The sequence below is a fragment of the Mesorhizobium sp. M1004 genome (genome assembly GCF_040318795.1).
Classification (GTDB): Bacteria; Pseudomonadota; Alphaproteobacteria; order Rhizobiales; family Rhizobiaceae; genus Mesorhizobium.
In genome coordinates this window covers 244,375-262,331 of sequence record NZ_JAMYNB010000004.1, presented here as the reverse complement: position 1 = coordinate 262,331, position 17,957 = coordinate 244,375, and the positions used below count along the sequence as shown (strand labels likewise).

General features: G+C 63.0%; 12 protein-coding genes. 3 read left to right on the top strand and 9 right to left on the bottom strand.

What is annotated here, in order from left to right; genetic code table 11:
• Positions 1-123: 123 nt before the first annotated feature.
• The 3 genes from tssM (NKH54_RS10520) to tagH form a co-directional block, all read right to left on the bottom strand.
• A complete protein-coding gene (tssM, locus tag NKH54_RS10520) occupies positions 124-3,645 on the bottom strand; it encodes a type VI secretion system membrane subunit TssM (RefSeq protein WP_353028163.1) in 3,522 nt (1,173 codons plus the stop codon).
• On the bottom strand, positions 3,642-5,168 hold the full coding sequence (gene tssL, locus NKH54_RS10515; RefSeq protein ID WP_353028161.1) for a type VI secretion system protein TssL, long form: 1,527 nt from the start codon (positions 5,166-5,168) through the stop codon (positions 3,642-3,644). Before tssL ends, tssM (NKH54_RS10520) begins: the two co-directional genes overlap by 4 nt.
• A 250-nt stretch (positions 5,169-5,418) precedes the next feature.
• Positions 5,419-6,441: a type VI secretion system-associated FHA domain protein TagH gene (gene tagH, locus NKH54_RS10510; RefSeq protein WP_023692193.1), complete on the bottom strand. Its 1,023-nt coding sequence runs from the start codon at positions 6,439-6,441 to the stop codon at positions 5,419-5,421.
• A gap of 271 nt (positions 6,442-6,712) precedes the next feature.
• Here tagH and NKH54_RS10505 point away from each other — a divergent pair, with 271 nt between their 5' ends.
• The 3 genes from NKH54_RS10505 to NKH54_RS10495 are packed head-to-tail and all read left to right on the top strand — an operon-like array spanning position 6,713 to position 9,837.
• A complete protein-coding gene (locus tag NKH54_RS10505) occupies positions 6,713-9,046 on the top strand; it encodes a type VI secretion system Vgr family protein (protein ID WP_353028160.1) in 2,334 nt (777 codons plus the stop codon).
• 12 nt (positions 9,047-9,058) lie between these two features.
• Positions 9,059-9,502 (top strand): DUF6484 domain-containing protein, encoded by a 444-nt coding sequence (locus NKH54_RS10500; RefSeq protein WP_353028158.1) that lies wholly within the window; start codon positions 9,059-9,061, stop codon positions 9,500-9,502.
• Positions 9,502-9,837 carry a hypothetical protein gene (locus tag NKH54_RS10495; protein WP_023804384.1) on the top strand — a complete coding sequence of 112 codons (336 nt, stop codon included), beginning with the start codon at positions 9,502-9,504 and terminating at the stop codon, positions 9,835-9,837. The genes NKH54_RS10500 and NKH54_RS10495 overlap by 1 nt, the downstream gene beginning before the upstream one ends.
• Positions 9,838-9,873: 36 nt before the next feature.
• Here NKH54_RS10495 and NKH54_RS10490 read toward each other — a convergent pair whose 3' ends face one another.
• The 6 genes from NKH54_RS10490 to tssM (NKH54_RS10465) are packed head-to-tail and all read right to left on the bottom strand — an operon-like array spanning position 9,874 to position 17,956.
• Positions 9,874-10,803: a hypothetical protein gene (locus NKH54_RS10490; RefSeq protein WP_023804383.1), complete on the bottom strand. Its 930-nt coding sequence runs from the start codon at positions 10,801-10,803 to the stop codon at positions 9,874-9,876.
• Between the two features lie 14 nt (positions 10,804-10,817).
• Positions 10,818-11,777: a DUF4150 domain-containing protein gene (locus NKH54_RS10485; RefSeq protein ID WP_353028157.1), complete on the bottom strand. Its 960-nt coding sequence runs from the start codon at positions 11,775-11,777 to the stop codon at positions 10,818-10,820.
• On the bottom strand, positions 11,777-12,802 hold the full coding sequence (locus NKH54_RS10480) for a 3-oxoacyl-ACP synthase (RefSeq protein ID WP_353028156.1): 1,026 nt from the start codon (positions 12,800-12,802) through the stop codon (positions 11,777-11,779). Before NKH54_RS10480 ends, NKH54_RS10485 begins: the two co-directional genes overlap by 1 nt.
• Positions 12,799-13,896, bottom strand: coding sequence for a DUF2169 family type VI secretion system accessory protein (locus tag NKH54_RS10475; RefSeq protein ID WP_023804380.1), 1,098 nt, complete (start codon positions 13,894-13,896; stop codon positions 12,799-12,801). The genes NKH54_RS10480 and NKH54_RS10475 overlap by 4 nt, the downstream gene beginning before the upstream one ends.
• Positions 13,896-14,438 carry a type VI secretion system-associated protein TagF gene (tagF, locus tag NKH54_RS10470; RefSeq protein WP_353028155.1) on the bottom strand — a complete coding sequence of 181 codons (543 nt, stop codon included), beginning with the start codon at positions 14,436-14,438 and terminating at the stop codon, positions 13,896-13,898. The genes NKH54_RS10475 and tagF overlap by 1 nt, the downstream gene beginning before the upstream one ends.
• A complete protein-coding gene (tssM, locus tag NKH54_RS10465) occupies positions 14,420-17,956 on the bottom strand; it encodes a type VI secretion system membrane subunit TssM (protein ID WP_353028154.1) in 3,537 nt (1,178 codons plus the stop codon). Before tssM (NKH54_RS10465) ends, tagF begins: the two co-directional genes overlap by 19 nt.
• Position 17,957 lies beyond the last annotated feature (1 nt).

Sequence of the window (17,957 nt, the reverse complement as noted above, 5' to 3'; positions counted from 1 at the left end):
CTGGCCAGTCTGCCACAGCCCCATTCATTAGAGTATCGAAATCTAAGCCGCTGATGACGGACCGTGTGGTGCCGCCGCTGTCTCTGCGTCCTGCAATCGCTGGTCCTGCCATGCAATTCCCCATCAGAAAGCCTTCGGACAGCTGAACGCGGAAAGCGCCGGCAGCGTGAATGGGTTGCCGTCCTCCCCGGTCTTGATCGTGTAGGCGACATCCCGTCCGCCGATGACGAAATGCGCTTCGAGACTATCGCCATTGGCGGTGACCTGCCCCTTGTCCAGCAATCGTTTCAAAGCCCAGGGACCGTCGAACTTGATTGCGGACTCGCGGCCGGGCAGCTCCGGCGTCAGGCTGAGACTGGCCGAACCGGTCTTGCCCGGCCACGGAATCAGGCCCGGCGTGTTGCCGGCTTGGGTGGCCTGCAGCACCTGGCCGTCGATATTGAGCAGCGCCATGTCGGCATCGCCATGCAGCGACAGCGGCGTGAAGGTGATGTTGATCGACGGCACCGGCCCGCCGAGCGGAAAGAAAGCCGCGCGGATTTGTGCCGCGAGCTGAAAGTTCTTCAGCGTCGATTTCGCCAGATTGCGGCCGAACCTGGTGTCCTGTTTCCAGTCCCAGTCCTGGCCGCTCATGTCGACCAGCGACGCCAGGTTCTGCGCGAAGAACCGGTCGAGAACCCCGCCCGGAGAAAACAATCTGGCAAAATCCGCCATGGCGACATCGTCGGTGCCGGCGGGGGCAAATGGAAAGCGCCCGGCAATCACCTCCTCGCACGGACGGCCGACGGTCTCCTCCAGCATCTCGTTGAGACGCGTGGTCGATGTTTCGGCGACGGTGCCCTCGAAATCGTCCGCCGCCGCGCTCACCATCCTGGCCAGCGCCTTCGGCAGCCGCGAAGCATTGGCGCGCAACGTCGAGATCTGCAGCTGCAGATTGGCGTTGGCCTGGTCCGTCTGGGCGGGGACATCGGCGGCCAGCCGCACGCTCTGATAGATTTCGCGGAAATTCTGGGTGAGGGCGTCGAGCGGCCGCTGCCCCGGCGCCCCGGCCACCAAAGCCTGGAAAGACCGGAACTGGGCTTCGATGTTGGCGCCGGGATCCTGGTTCTGGGTGTTGACAAAGGCGGCCCCGGCCCGGCTCTGCGATTTGCGCGCCGCAAGCTCGATGCCGATGCGGGCGAGGCCCTTGGCGCGCGCGGCGATTTCCTGGTCGCTGTCTTGAGACGGCGCAGCCGGATTGCGCTCTTGCGTCAAAGCTGTTTCGCGCGCGATGGCCTCGAACAGCTGCATCAGCGGTGAGGTCGGTGATCCCGCTGCGGACAGCGCCAGATATTGCGGTTTGTCGGCGGCCATTGGCTTGAACTTCAACCTGTCGAGCACCTCGTTCCACGCCGCCGCAAAACTCTTGCCGTAGCGGTCGAGAAGTTCCGGGCCGAGCTTGAGCAATTCCTGGTCGAAGCCGCCTTGCTCGCCGCTCGAACCGATCACCCATTGATCGTCGACCAGCGCCTGCGCGCTCTTGGCAAGTTGCGCCAGATAGAAGTCGAAGCCGGCATGGGTGTAGAGACCGGGGACGCGAAGGCCGGCGAGATCGTTTCCGTCATTGCGCTCGAACAGCATCGGCGCTTCCGGGCCGGCTTGCGAGGCCACCGAAAAATCGTCCAGCGCCGCCGCATAGGTGGCCGACTGGATGAGAGCGGTGGCGCGATCGGCAAGGCTCATGCGGCCGAGCGAGCGCTGGGCGGATTCGACCAGCGTGCGGTTGAGTTCGAACGAGGGATCCTGGTCGTTGTCGAGCGCCAGCATGGCGCGCAAATGCTTCTCCAATTGCGCCCGGCCGTCGCGATTGTGGGCGCCGGGATAGCGGTTCTGTTCCCAGTCCAGTTTCAGCCAGGTGACGACCAGTTCGTCATCCACTTTCGGCGCCTTGCCGCCTAGCATCAGGTAAATCTTCAGCGGCTCGTACAGCGCCATCGGATCGGCCATCCTGGCCTCGATCGTGCGTTCGAGCTGGAACAGCAGGCGCGAGCGGAACATGCGCTCCAGCCCTTGCCGGTAGGCAGTCTCGGAAGCCGAAAGGATACGCTCACGCTGGCTGAGGCCGAACGTCGCCGTGGCCGGGGTGGGCTGGTCTCTCGTATCGTAGCCGGCCGGCAGGCCGCGCAGCGCATCGAGCGCGCCGATGACGGTTTCGAGGTCGGCATCCAACACCGTCGTGCTGGCCAGCAGCGGCGCGGCTGTCGCGCGGTATTGGCCTGCCGCCTGGCCGGTCGCGGCGACCAGCGATTTGTTGGTCGTAAAGCTCAGGCCGAGAACGCCAAGCGCGGCGATCGCTATGGCCGCGATCGCTGTCAGGCCGGCGTAGCGGGCGATCGCAACGCGCCTGTCGGCCGCCCTGTCATAGGACACCCAGCCGGACTCGGCGAAAATGACGCGGCTCAACAGATCGTGCAGGAAGAAGCTTTTGCCGGTGCCGGAAAGATGCGCCTGGGCATTCCTGCCGAAACTGCGGCCTATGCTGCCCAGCAACTGGTCGATCGGCGTGCCTTCCTGCGTGCCGGAAGAAAAATACAGGCCGCGCAGGGGGGCGTTCAGCTGCTTGCGCGTCGGCTCGAAAACGCCCTCGAGGAAATTCACGATCCGGCCTTTCAGCGCACCGAGCTGCGCGGCGAAGCCGAAAATGGCGATGCGCGCGACCGGATCGGTCTCCGCCTGCAGCCGCTCGCTCATCTCTTCGGTCAGGCGCTTCACCAGCGCGTCGAATTCGGCTGGCGCTTCTGCGACCATGTTCAGGCCGCGCTCGGCGGTCTGGAAGGTCGCGCCCCACACCTTGCGCCGGCGTGCTTCGTCGAAACCGCCGAAATATTCCATGAATCCGGAGACCAGGTCGGCCTTGGTGAACAGCACGTAGACGGGAAAGCGGACCTTCAGGACCTCGTGGATTTCCTGCAGGCGGCTGCGGATCTCGGCGACACGGGCCGCCTGCTCTCCGTCCGCCATCAGATCGGCAAGGCTGATCGCCAGGATGACGCCATTGATCGGCTGACGCGTCCGGTGCCGCTTGAGCAGCGACAGGAACGCCAGCCAGCTTTTGCTGTCGGTCCGTGCATGGGAATCCTGCGTCGTGTAGCGCCCGGCCGTGTCGATCAGCACCGCCTCGTCGGTGAACCACCAGTCGCAATTGCGCGTACCGCCGACACCCGCCACCGGCTGCGCCTGGCCCGACCCGGCAAGCGGAAAGTTCAGGCCGGAATTGACCAGCGCGGTGGTCTTGCCGGCGCCCGGCGGGCCGATGACGATGTACCAGGGGACGTCGTAGAGGAAGTTGCGCTTGCCGCTCGACTGCCTGAGCGTCGCGACTGCTTCGTTCATGCGAGCTTCCAGCACCTTTGCATCGCTGCCGTCATCCTCGGCGCTGGCCATGGCGGCCTCCAGCGCCTTCTGCGCCTTGCGCCTGCGCCAGAACCGGATTGCATAGATGATCGCCACCGTTCCGACGACGATGCCGATGATCGCTGCCCGCAGCCAGATGGGATCCAACGGCCGGGCGCCGGCAAAGCGGATTAACGGGCCGGCGTACCAGACCGCGGCGGCAAAGCCGGCGAGCGCGAGCGCGCTGAAGATGCGCAGCAGCCAGCCGGTCACAGCATCTCCTCCCGCGGGATCATTACATCGACACGGCGGTTTTTGGCGCGGCCGTCCGGCGTTGCATTGTCGGCGATGGGCTCGTCCTCGCCCTTGCCCTCGACCTTTGTCCGCGACGGATCGCTGAAATGCGCTGCGATCATCTTTTCCACCGACTGGGCACGTGCGACGGAGAGGTCGAAATTCGATTTGAAGGCGCTGGTCTTCTTCGGTTTGACGTTGTCGGTGTGGCCGACGATCCGGATCGGCCCGCGCTCCGCGTCGAGAGCCGCCGCGATGCTGGCGGCCACCGGCTCGAACTCCGGCTTGACCTCGGCTCGTCCCGACTGGAACAGCAGGGCGTTGCTGATTTCCACGATGATGAAATCACCCTTGGTGCCGACGCTGACGCCGCCGCCTTCGATCTCCTTGGCCAAGGCAGTGCGGATGCGATCGACCTGCGCAATCGTCGTTGGCGCTGCGACGACTTTCACCTCCTCGGTCAGCGGCACGAAACCGGTGCGCTCGATGGTGACCGGCGTCGCCGGATTGAGCGCCAGCAACTCGCCGGCAACAGCCTCGCCATCATTGGTGATGAGCACGCGCAGCGTGAAAAAGGCTGCGGTCAAAACTGCCGCGGTTGCAGCGGCTATGGCCCAGAGCGGAACCCGCCTGGAGCCTTGCGCCGATGTGACCGACAAGCCTTGCCAGCGCGGCGAGATGTCGTCGTCACCGAGGACGCGGAAATAGGCTGATGTCTCGTAGACGTCGCGGCGGACCCGTTCGAGGCTCTCGCGCGGCTGGCCGCGATACTGGCCTTCGAAGCCAAGCGACAGGCAGACATGCATCAGCTCGATGAGATTGCGATGAGGTTCCGGCGTCGCCAGCACCGTGTTCAGCGCCTGGAAAAAACCGGCGCCGGTGGGTTTGACCTGGAAGAAGCGCTGCAGCATGGCGTGCTGCGCCCACGCATCCCGGCTGGAACCGGGCAGATTGGCGACGATATCGTCGGCGGTTTCGCAAAGCACATAGCTGGCGATGCGCGCATCCTCTTCCGAGGTATCGGTCCTGGCGATCTTGCGGTCGAAATCCTCGACCAGGCCGGCGACATGCTGCGCCAGCGGCTCGGCCGGTCTTTCGACAGCCATCAGCCGCAGATGCCCAAGCAGTATCAGCAAGGGCGCCGCGGCAGCGACGATCGGGTTGGCCGCGCCATAATCGACGGCATCGCTGGCGCCGAGCAGCGCATCCCATGGCGTTTTCCCCGCCGTCCCGGCTGAGCCGTGAACGGGCGGATCGGCCGGCGCGTTGGCGAAGGGCGTTCCCTGATAGATCACCGTCCCCGTGACGTCGGACGGCGGCTGGCGGCCGGCGTTGGGATCGAAAACCGTGGGTTCCGGGACGCTGGCAGGGGCGATCACCGTACTGCCGGGGGCCGGCGCATCGCGGGCGAGAACCGTCTTTTGCTTGCGGCCGGGATTGGGGCGGCTGGGGCGGATGACGGTTTTGCCGGTCGGATCGAAAGGATCATCCTTCGAGCTCATCGCCGATCCCTGCCTCTACGCCCGCGCGCCGCGACGCACAGCGCCATGTCCGCGCAAACGCGGACCGCAGGACGCTATCTCGCCGTGACATGACATGTGCCGCAGACCCCCGAGGTCGACCAACCGTACCCGCGTGCTCAATCGTCGTATGTGATCGTAGTCTCAGAAGGTTGCGATGGAAACCCGGCGCAATTTTGGTGGCCGGCCCGTGCTCGGGTCGCCTTCACGGTGTCTTCAGCGGTGCGCGGGCTTAGCCCTTGCCGGTCTTCTGTTTGGCGGCCTTGGCATAGGCTTCACTGAAATAGGTGAGGAATATGTCCAGCATGCCATTCTCGTGCGCTTCCTCCTTGGCCCGCCAGGTCGCGACCAGCGCGTCCCAGGCGCGCGTTTTCTTCGAGGCAAAGGAGGATGGCGGCAGTTTTTTCGCAATCGCCTCGGGCGACAGATCGTCAAGCAACCGCGACAGCGCTGCCTGCATGGCGGCGAAGGTGGCGAATTCATGTGTTTTGAGGTCGTGGAAAGCGTCTTCGATGCTGTGCCTGGCATCGAGATAGCCGGCCCTGCGCCGCGCGAACATGATGTCGAGGATTTCGTCTGTCCCGGGCACGAACTTTAGCGGATTGTTGTCGGCGGAATTGATCATGGTCCGGTCGCTGGTCTTGGCCAGGACTTTTGCAGCGGCGCGCGCCTTCAACAGCAACACCAGCTCGTCGACGACGATGCGCAGCACCGCGCCGATCTCGCCGGCTACCTCCTGCGGTTGGCGCAGCAAAAGCACCTCTGGCGGAATGCCGGCGCCGGCGGCAATCGCGCGCAGGATCTCGTCGGCTTGCTGCGGCCGGCTGGAGACCGAAGCGGGTGGCGCGGTCGGTGACCGTGGCGATGCGACATGGTCTGGAAAGGATCCGGCAACGGGCATCTGCCGTTGCGTCGAACCATGGCCACCGAAGGCTGGGTTCCCGTCATCGATCGACACCGAGACGATATAGCGGCCGATCCGGAGCCGGTCCCCTTGCGCCAACCGATGCGGGCCGGTCAGGCGCTGGCTCGACCCGTTGACGAATGTGCCGTTGCGCGAGACGTCGTGGAGAAAAAAGGCGCCGCCTTCGTAGCGGATTTCGCAATGTCGGCCGGAGATGAACTTGTCCGGATCGGGCAAGGTCCAGGCGCAGTTCTCCCGCCCGATCTCGAAGCCGCGGTCGCGCGATGCGTAGCCGGGCGGCAGCCCGGCAGGCAGGACATCGACATTGCTGATCTGCAGACTGATGAACATGCGCTATGGACCGTCGACCGCTGCCGTTTCCATTGATCCGATGTGCCACAGTCTAGCAGCTTGCGGGCACAGCGGGAGAGCGGCGTTTCACACTGGCGAAAGCGGCGCAAACAGCAACGGCCTGCCGCTTGTCCTCTTTGGTCTGCCATAGAACATGTGGTAGGCTCAACATGGCTTGGGTGGCAAGTTGCGAAATATCCCTGAACGTGAGGTCGTTAACACAAGAAGGGCTTCGAACCTGCCACACTAGCGCTCAGGAGGGGCACGACCCATGCCGAGTGAACAACGCGCCGCGCTTGTGCAGACGCCGGTCGGCGCCGAGCTGTTGACCTTTACGCATCTCGTCGGCCGCGACGAGATCAGCCGCTGCCTTGCCTACACCGTTGGATTTGTTTCGACCAATGCCGATATCGACCCGCTGAAGATGCTGGGCGGCGCCGTTTCGATCGAAGGCGAGGCCGACCCCAAGCGCTGGTTCAGCGGCCTCATCGCCGAGTTTCGCCTTACCCGCATCGAAGATCGGCTGGCTCACTACGAGGCGGTCGTCAGGCCGTGGCTGTGGTTCCTCGGCAATACCACCGACTGCCGCATTTTCCAGGACAAGACTGCCGTCGAGATCGTGGAGGAGATCTTCTCCAAATATGGCGGCATCGCCAAGTTCGAGAAGCGCTTGCAAGGCTCCTATCCGCCGCGCGAATATTGCGTGCAGTACGACGAGAGCGACCTCGATTTCGTGCAGCGGCTGCTCGAGCATGAAGGCATAATGTACTTCTTCGAGCATGCCGAGGGTGAGCACACACTGATCCTGGCCGACGCCATGAGCAAGCTCAAGCCGGCGCCGGGCTATGAGACGGTGCTATATCAGTTCGAAGGGCAGGGCTCGCGCCGCGACGTCGAATACATCACCGACTGGATTCCAGGCAGCGCGGTGCGCCCCGGCGCCTATGCCCACACCGATTATGACTTCGAAAAACCCGCCGCCGATTTGATGGCGAAGTCGGCGCAGCCCTTCGGCCACAAGCAGGCCGCGGGCGAGAACTATCGCCACCCCGGCGCGCATCTGGAAGTCGGGCGCGGCGACAGCCTAGCGGCGATCAGGCGCGAAGAAATCCAGGCGCCGCATATGCGCATTGCCGCTGTCGGCACCGTGCGCGGCCTGTTCTCCGGCTGCACCTTCAAGCTCGACGGCTTTCCGCGCGACGACCAGAACAAGGAGTATCTGGTGATCAGCGCCGAGTACCGGCTGTTCGATCCGGGCTATCGCGCCGGCGTCGACACCGATGGCGAGAATTTCAAGGTGGTGCTCGGTGTGGCGCCGACCTCAGTTGCTTATCGGCCGCCGCGCATCGCGCCAAGGCCGATCATGCGCGGGCCGCAGACGGCGACCGTGGTCGGTCCCTCCGGCGAGGAGATCTTCACCGACAAATATGCCAGGGTGAAGGTGCAGTTCCACTGGGACCGCCTCGGCAAGAAGGACCAGAAGAGCTCCTGCTTCGTGCGGGTGTCGCAGACCTGGGCCGGCAGCGGCTGGGGCTTCATCCAGATCCCGCGCATCGGCCAGGAAGTGATCGTCGATTTCATCGAAGGCAACCCGGACCTGCCGATCATCACCGGCAGGGTCTACAACGCCTCGCAGATGCCGCCCTACGGACTGCCCGGCAACGCCACGCAGTCGGGCTGGAAGTCGAACTCGTCCAAGGGCGGTGGCGGCTACAACGAGCTGATGTTCGAGGACAAGGCCGGCTCCGAACTGGTCAACTTCCAGGCGCAGAAGGACCATCACCTTGTGATCAAGCACGACCGCAACAAGACGGTGCAGCACGACCAGTCCGACCGCATCGACCACGACGCCAAGCACTCCGTCGGCCACAACCTCGACGAGGACGTCGGCAACAACAAGACGGTCAAGGTCGGCGTCGACCAGACGACGAATATCGGGTCGAACGACACCGAGACGGTCGGCAAGAACCGCTCGCTGACGGTGGGCATCGACGAGACGATCGGCATCGGGTCGAACTCGACCGAGACCATCGGCGCCAATCACACGCAGACCGTGGCGATCGTGCAGACGGTGACCGTTGGCGCGGCGCGCGTCGATTCGGTTGGAGCATCCGAGATCCGGACCGTGGGCGGTCCGCAGGCGAACACGATCGGTGCGACGCGGTCGGTCACTGTGGGCGCGGCGCAGAGCCACACCATCGGTGCGGACGACAGTTGGCAGGTTTCGGCCGGCCAGAGCGTTCAGATCGGTGCCGATCAGAGTTTCAGGATCGGCGGTGCACAGGCTACGGACGTAGGCAAGGACCGCAGCACCAAGATTGCTGAAGGCGATTCCACCGAAGTCGGCGGCGACCGGGCTCTCAAGATCGCTAAGGGCAGCGCTGTCGAAATCGGTGAAGACGGCGCAATGAAGATCGGCAAGAGCCTGCTGATCGAGGCGGGCGACTCCATAATGATCAAGTGCGGTTCCGCGGGAATTGCTTTGAAGAAGGACGGGACGATCACGATCGAAGGAAAAGACATAACCGTCGTAGCTTCGGGTGAGATTGGCGTCAAAGCTTCGAAAGACATCACCATGAAGGGCAGCAAGATCAACCAGAACTAGGACTCGCTCGCTATGACTAGGACCATTGGGAAGACCAAAACCATTGAGAAGATCGAAGGGGTGGTGATCGGTGTTTTCCTGGGCTTCGGCGAGGAAGCACCGTTGGTGGTTTTCCCCGGCAACCCGAAGCAAACTGCGATTCCGGCCCGTAGTTTGACGGAACTCAACTCATCGATGATCGGAGTTGAGGTGGCATTGCTGTTTCAGGAGGGCGATCCGGGACGGCCGCTTATCGTCGGCCGGATCGTCGAGCCAGCGCGCAAGGTTGCGCCGGCACAGGTCATTCGCGATGGCGGGAGTGTGAAAATCGTCGGCGACGAGCGGATTGAACTGCGCTGTGGCAAGGCGACGATCATCATGGAAAAGGACGGCCATATCACGATACGTGGCACCTATCTGACCAGTCATGCCAGCGCCGTAAACCGTATCCGCGGCGGATCCGTGAATCTCAATTGATGCCGGTGCCTGTCCTCCCGGAAATCGTCCGTCAGCACGCCGAGATGGCGGCATTCCTGTGGACGGTGTATGACTATCACCTGCTTCATCCAGATGAGAACCCTGACATGGACGAGGTGCGTCTCGCGCGCCTCGTTGCAAGGATCGAGGCACATTTGGACGGCTTGAGGGTGGCCGGGCCCGAGGGGCTGGCGATCGCCACAAAAGCTTACGAGGCCTTTCCGGAAGCTGGCGAACTCTTTGTCCTGCGTATGCTCTCTGTTCCCGATCCGCCGCGGATTGCAGCACTCGACCTTGAAAAGGTGCGCGGCTACTTGGCGGCTGGACGGCGGTAGTTGCAGGCCTTTGAGGCTTTTCTCTCCCGGCAGGTTTCACAAAAACCTGCGAGACATATCGATTATGCCGGCATGAAGGCCCTTGTTGTATCCGAACTCGAACCCGACCCACGTCGACCCGTCGAATAAGAAGACTTCCTTCCAACCAACCACAACCAGGAATTCGCTTGATGCCTGCATCGCATAGCCGTAGCCCAACTCTTTGAGCGGAGCGAGCTTCAACCGCTTCTGGACATAGAGGCCGTACTCATCGTCGCCCCAGTAGCGCTTGCCCTTGAACTCGCAAATCGAGAAGAAGTCCCGTTCAGGCGCTTCGATGGCCGCGAGGTCGTCTTCGAAGTACTGGAAACAATAACCGTCCTCGCAACCTATGTTTACAACCCCATCCTCGGCGACTTGAAGCGCATTAATAGAGCGGTTGAAATTCAGAGGAATTCTCTTCCAACCATTGCCGGCAAGGCGAAGCAATGTGCCGTCGTCTCCCGCCACATGAACCGGACCGTTTCGCGGGCCATGCATGGCCCGCAGGAACGATTTGGCGATCGGCTTGATTGTTCGCCACGCATGGCCTTCGGCCACGCACACGGTTCCATGTTCGCCATACAAATAAACTGCGCCGCCCTCCTGATGGTAGAGCTTGTTGAAGAACTGGTCGGGGGTCCCACTGGTCGCATGCGCAGTGCCGTGGAGGAAATGGGTCGTGCCGCCGATTTCCAATGCTACATGGTCGATTGGAGTAGGGCTGACATGCGCGAGGATAAGGTTTGGAACTTCAAGCAGTGTCTCGTAGCGAAGTGTCTTTCCGTCGAACAGAACTTTCAGCAGGTATGAATGCCCGATTTCGTCGTTTTCATCACTTAGCTGAACCGATACACTGAAATATCTCCCCTCAAGATGAAACGCGCTCATTACCTCTACGTCGATCTGATCTGGTTCGAGATTGGCGAAGGGAGTTTTCAAGGCCATTGCAAAAAGCGCTCCTAGCGCATCGTGTACATTTTACCAAGTTCTTCTTGTGTTTTTGCGGGAACCACAACACTCTGGATATAAGCCATAAAGATCATCTTGAGGCATTTCTGGATGTTTTCTCTAGTCTTTGGGCTGGCGTTCTTAGACTCTTTGTGGTTGACTGTAACGGATTCGACAGCCTTGTCGACACCACCTCTCAACCTCGGCGGCTGCCCCTGATTGAGCCGCCTAGTGTTGTAGTCGCTCATCATGTTGGTCTTTAGATTGTGTGGGGATCCCTTCTTGCTCCCCTTTCCTGACTGATATCCTCCGCCCTTTTTGTGTTTGTACGATCGAATACAGACGCAAGGGGCAGTATTTTGATCATAGTTTTTCCATTTTGGATATGAGATATTGTGCTCGCGGTCGCCTTGAAAGTATTCGTTGCTAACAAAGTGCTCGGATTCATATCCGGCTGGACATTTCTTATCCTCGTGAGCGTGAAGTCTCATGTTGTGCTTTTGCAGAAGGGTTCCGCAAGTCACATTGCCCATATTGACTGTCAGGATATGGGCCCAAGGAACGGCTGCGGTTGCGGCTGTAGAGGCGTGGTTGTTGGTCGACAGATCGGTGAACCGGATCACCGGCTCTCCGTCGAATTTCACGTCGTTGGACCAGGAATTGAAGTATTCCTTGCCGGTATTGGTCGAGGTGATGATGCCCTTCTTGGCCGCACACCCGGCCTCGTCGCCAGAGGTCTTTGAAAGGTCGGACTTGTTCTTGATGTTGACGGTCTTGCCGGAGATCTTGACCGTTCCAGTACCCTGCTCGGTATCGCTGGACACCCCGAACAGGGGGTACGGGATAGGTACGCCGGGAGGAGTCGCGGGATTTTCCGGAGGGGTGAAGCAGACGTCCGGAAACGCCGCAATTGTCTTACCGTCGCTCCCTTGGCCGGAAATTTCCAGCCCGTTGGCGAAGACGTTTCCCATCAGACGGCCCGTCCTGCAAAGACGGCGGCCCCGCAGGCGCCAGCGTCGTTGGAGGCTTCAACGAGCACGGATTCACCCATGGCGTAGCCCTTGACGGCAGCGGTGAATGCCCAACCCAGCATGAGTGGGACCACGGCGGCCCCGACATTACCTAGGGTTTCACCGGGCGACCAGATATCCATGAACTCGCGGCGGCCACGGGTGAGCCGCAGGGTGGCCAGAGCGCTCTGCCTGAACCAGTATTTTTCGCCGATCAGGTCGGAGATGCGATAGCCGACACGATGCATGGCGATACCGGTCTCCTCAAGTGCGGTCCGGTAGGCGGCGGTCATGCCGTCACCGCGCGACGCCAGATCATCCGGATTGTAGATGAAGGCGGGCTCTCGGCTGAAGCCGAGGCCATGCAGGTGAAGGCTGCCGGCGGTCGCCCGGGGGGAGCAAAGGATCGCGGCGGCCGCCTCGCCGGGGATGAATCCGTCCGGGTTGTCTGGAACCAGCAGCCGGTTTTCGGTAAAGTAGTGCGTGACGGTGCCCGCCGTCAGGTAGCTGTCGACGCCGACGATCATCACGAAAGGGGCTTCGCCGGCCGAGAAGATTCTGCGGGCCTGTTTCAATGCGACCAGCCCGGAGGGCCGACCGTGCGCCACGATCCGTGCCTTGTTGGGACTGGTCAGCTTGGTGATCGCGGCTATGCGCGCGAGCATGCGCTGTCCGTCCGAGGCCGGCCGCCCGGGGCGGTCGTTTTCGGCAAGGCATAGAATGAGGGCGGCGTCACCTCGCGCCTCCGGCGCGCCGGCAAAAGCTTCGGTGATCGCCATCGCGGCAAGGTAGGCCATACGCTTCTCGCCGACCCAGTCACCGGGCAAGGGAACGGGCGCGCCTATAAGGCGCTCTCCGCCCGCGGCGAGGAAACCTGTCTCCTGAAATCCGTCTACCCCGGCTCGCATTGCTGCGCATGACGAGGGCGCGTCGAGGCCGACGGCGGTCACCATGCCGATCGAAACGACATTAATCGCTGCGCTCATGCGGCTTCATCCTCGGGCGCGGCCCCAACGGCGCGTATATAGTCCCGGCCAGTGGCTCGCGCTCGCAACATCGACTCCGTCGGCGGGCCAATCCAGCATTCGGTGAAGTCCAGGATCGTGCGATGAATGCGCTGAGACACGCGCCAGACCAGCGAGAAGCAGCGGTTCTCGGGATCAAACAAAATGGTGTCGGGAAGGATTTCTCCTTGAAATGAGAGTTCTCGCTCTCTGAACAGCGTCATCGGCAATGCCGTCTGTGGCAGGCGAAAGCTTACCCGGCCCTCAGGGGTCAGGTTGACCAGATGTACTTCTTCGCCACCTTTCGGCTGGTCGATCTGCTGGTCGGACGGCGCCATCTGGAAATAGCGCTCATCGAAATCCGGAGGCAGGAATGGAAAGATGTTGGCTACCCAGTTGTCGTCATAGGTGCCGCCATACTCGATCCGGCCAGGCCAGCCACGGCCCATTGGACCAAAACTCATGGGCCTGTAGTCGCTGAACGGCGAGCGGATGTCCTCGCCGACGGCTTGGGTGTTGGGAAGGCGCAGGCCCGGGATCAGCCGCTGGTTCCTGGCACGCGACCAGCCGGTTCCGACCGGGTTGTATCTGTAACTTGCCGGCGCCTTGTCCTCGGGGTCGAGCCGGTCAGTTCCGCCCCACGCAACGTCGTAGGAAATCGGCAGGCGTAGGAACGGCTGCGGCGCTGTAGCGGCAAACATTGGCCCGATGGCACGCCACTCACGCGTGCCCACCACCTCGAAGAGTTTCGACCAATTTCCAACTTTGATGCCGACCGGCACGCGCTCGGCTGGTCTCCCGTTTGGGGCGTAAGCACAGCCATTGGCGATGATGTCGCAGCGTGGCTTGCGGAAAGCGAAATCGGTTTCCCATAATGTTGCGGAATAGCCGGGTTCACCGGTCTGCGTGTCGGCCATGACCAGCGGTACCTGCTCCGCCGATTTCTGCACCGGTCCGCCTGGCGTTGCGGGAAAGTCGAACGTGCCTTTCACCACCACGACAATCCACTCATGGGCGGCCTTGTCCGTGCCCACGGTGAATTGATGCGGATAGCCCATCTGGTTCCAGATCTGCATCAGCTCGTCTCCCAACTGCCGGCGAGAATTGTCTCCAGCGTCGCTTGCGGCGAGTGCGGGTCGATGTCGAAAATGTCGGAGTGCGCCGTCCACATCACCATGTCGGCGATCAGTTCTTCGCCCGGCTCAGCAGGCGGCACAGGCAGTTCGCCGAGCGCTGCGTCCAGTTCGTCGGGCGTCAGTTCGCCCCGCTGGGCGGCGCTGGCGGCCTCCTCGATTCCGGCAAACCATGCCTCGGCATGCGTCAGCGAGACAGGCGTTTCGGGTAGCACGGCGACAATGCTCAAGGGGAATTTCCGGCCCACCTTGTCGGCGCTCTGCAGGATGATGCCCGCCGACGCGCCGAAGGAGTTCGGGCCGGCCAGAAACCGCAGCGCCGTGGCCGGCGGCCAGATGTCCTGGCCAAACAGCGGCACCAGATGCTGCGCCAGCCAGCGGTCCCAAAGCCGCACGAACTCGCCCGTCAGCCGCCGGCTGACGAAGTCGCCGGTGGCGGGCATTTTGCCGTAGAAGCCAGGCAGGATCAGATCTGCGGCGGACATGAGAATTTCTTGAACATCTGGAGGTTGTAGGGATTTTCCACGCTCGCCGCCTTCAGCTTGAAGTCGGCGTACATGCCTTTCGTCCCCAGCCGCAGGCTGTAGACGTCGGACAGCGAGGTGCCGGTAAAGCGGCCGCCGCGCAGCATCCTCAGCCACGCCCAGCTACCCGTCTCGTTGAGCATGATTTCGGGCGAGCCGTCGATCGGCTGGAAGGCGAGCGAGATGACGCCGGTGCCGTCCTTGCCGGGCCAGGTCATCGGTTGCGGCCGCGTCGCATTGTTGAAATAGACCAGGTTCTGGCCGTCGAGATTGAGCGTGACACGGGTGACGTTGGGCGACAGGTCTGTCGGCTCCAGCGTAAAGGCCATCACCGGGCCCTGGCCGCCAGGGAAGAGATCGTCGCGAATGCGCCGCGCCTGCTCGAAGGCGGCAAGCGCCGACGGATCGAGTCCGAAATCGGCGCGCCATTTCCATGGCTGCGCCGATGTGTCGACATAGCCGAGCAGATGGTCGTTGATGAAGCCGTCGATCATGCCCGCCGGTCCGAACAGGCGGGCGAAGTCGCGCACATTGACGTCGACGGCGCTGTCTGGGCTGAACGGATAGCGGTCGTTGAGCGCGGCCTGGCAGAAGGGCAGGATATCGGCGCGCCAGATGGCGTTGAGCTCGGAGGCCACGGCCTTCTGCGTCAACCCGCTGGTGTCGCCGGCAATGCCGCTCAGCCAGGTGTTGACCGGGTCGGGCAGGATCTGTGCCTGGCGGGCGACGGCGCCGGTCAGTTCGGCCAGCCCGCCCTGTTTCTTGATCGCGTCCTGCGGGTCGGGATTGGCGGTCACCGTTTGCAGCACATTGGACAGCGCCGTCAGCGCAACGACCGCGGCATCGAGCGCCGGCGGCTGGCCGTCGACCTCGGCAATCGTGCTCTTGAGCGGCTTGAAGTGTTCGGCCACCAGCGTGCCGGTCAGGTCGACTTCGCTGGCCGATCCTGCGCGCGGCAGCAGCTTGGCGCCAGTCTTGACGATCTTGCCCAGTTTGCCGAGTTTGCCCAGCAGTTTCGAGCCGCCCTTCGCCGCCGCCTTGTCGTCGGTCGGCGCCTCGTCCGAGCGGGTGAGGTCGACCTCCTGGACCACCGCCGTCAGCAGCCGCTTCAGCGCGGAATCGGCGCTGGAAAGGTCTTTCAGATTCTCGCTGGCAATGTTGAGGTCGCTGAGCGGCGCCAGCCGCATGTCGCGCAAAAAACTGTCCCACTGCGCGATGTAATCGTCATAGTAGAGCTTCAGGATATCTTCCGATAGCGCCGACACCGAGGTCTCGGAATTTTCCGAGCAACCGCCGGCAAACACCGCGCGGTCGAGTGCCGCCTGGGCGGCCACATCCTCGACCCGGTCGAGGATCGCGTCGTGGAAGCCGTCATAGGTGAAGGCGCCTGATATGCCGACGCGCAGCGTCTTGTCGGAGCGTCGCGAAAACACCTTGGCGCCGTTCGGCCCGGCGAAATTGGCGGGGATCCATTCCTTCAATCCGGCCACCGCCGGATCGGCCAGCAATTGCTTGTAGGCCCGCGCCGGCAGCGAGATCGTGCAGACCGTTTTCAGCGCTTCGGCGACCAGCGCCTGGTCGGGCGCGATGTAGCTGTCGTCAACCGCCATGCGCCGGATCGCGGCCAACTGGTGTTCTTCCGCATCGGCGGTCGGGAAGGGCGCGGCCGGCGCGAATTCGGGCAGGTCGTTCACCCACCAATTCTCGACGAAGTCGGAGTCCATCTGAGACAGGCCGGTCATCATGCGGTAGGTCTTGAGTGCGCCCAGCATGAAGTCCGGATCGCGGATCTGCCGCCACATGGTCGCTTCGAGCAGCGCCACCATCCGCGGCTCCAACACGTTGCGCAGAGCGTGGTCATAGGTGTCGGTCTGCGCCCGCATCATCTCGGCCGAAGCCGATGGTCCGAGCAGGTCCTGTGCCTTGTTCGGAGGCGCAGTCCTGGCATTGACGACTTCGTCCATGGCGGTCAGGGCAACGTCCATCGCCGGCTGCAGCACCGAGGCGGGCGTCGCCGCGGTCGACGTCAGCGGCGCCTGCAGCGCTTCGAACTGGCCGGCTTGCGCGGCGATGGCGTTGCGATTGTCGTAGTAGGACCAGGTGAACAGGCCGCCGGCGAGTATGGCCGCAGCCGCGCTGGCAGCGGCGGCACCGCGCCAGATCCAGCTGCGGCGGCGCTGCGCCAGCGGATCGAAGGTGCCGAGTCCGGCCTCCTTGAAGATCACCTCGGTCAAAAGGTTCTTGAGGAAGAAGCTGCGCTTCTCGAAGCGCTGCGCCGGCATCGTGCGTCGTGCCGGCAGGCCGAAGGAGGAGGCGAGCGCCGCGGTCAGCCGGTCGATCGGCGCGCCTTCCTGGGTCGCCGAGGTCAGATAGAGGCCGCGCAGCCAGGCCGCCTCCTCGTAGCGGCTCTCGCCGAACATCGCCTCGACCAGCACCTGGATCGGCTCGGACAGGCTTTGCAGCTGTGCGGGAAAGCGGAAGATCTCGGCCCGTTCGGCCAGCTTGTCCTCATCCTCCAGCCGTGGCACCAGCCGCTTTTCCAGCTCCCTCGACAGCGTCGTGATTTCACCCGCGATCGCCTTGGCATCGACGCGCGCGTCGAGCGGGAAGGTCGTCCCCCATACCTGTTCGCGCGCCGCCGTCGACAGGCCGCCGAAGAAAGCCTCGAAGCCTCTGATCAGATCGGCCTTGGTCAGCATGAGATAGACCGGCAAGCGGATTTCCAGCCGCTCTTCGAGCTCGGCCAAGCGCCTGCGGATCTTGCGGCCATGCGCCTTGACGGCTTCGTCGCCCTCGGACAGCGCGTCGATCCCAAGCGCAACGATGACGCCGTTGAGCGCACGACGGCCACGATGCTTCTTCAACAGGTCGAGGAAGCCCAGCCATTCCACGGCGTCGACATCGGGCTGGCTTTCCTGCTGGACATAGCGCCCGGCGGTGTCGATCATCACTGCGTTTTCGGAGAAGAACCAGTCGCAGTTGCGGGTACCGCCGATGCCCTGCAGATCGTCGGTCAGGTCGATCGGAAAGTTGAGGCCGGATTGGCGCAAGGCCGTCGTCTTGCCGGTCGCCGGGGGGCCGACGATCACATACCACGGCATCTCGCGCAGGAACTTGCGGCCGCCGAGCTTGCGGCGCTTCAACTCGACCATGACGTCCTGGAACTTGGCGCCGACCGCGGCGACGTTTTCCTCGCCCGGGCTGAGCCGCTTTTCCTCGACCGGGGCGGAAATCTCGGCGACGAACATGCGGTTGGCGCGGATCGCGCGGCGCTGCGCGACAATCAGCCAGATCAGCCAGAAGATCACCAGAAGAGCGATGATGACGATGCGCACCGTCTCCGACGCCATCGGCACATAGTCGCCGACCCGTACGATCGGGCCGAATACCCAGATGATCAGCGACAGCAGCGCCAGGCCGATCAGCGTCCACAGGAAACGCGAAGTCAGGACCGCCCAGAGGAAGCGCAGGATGAACATG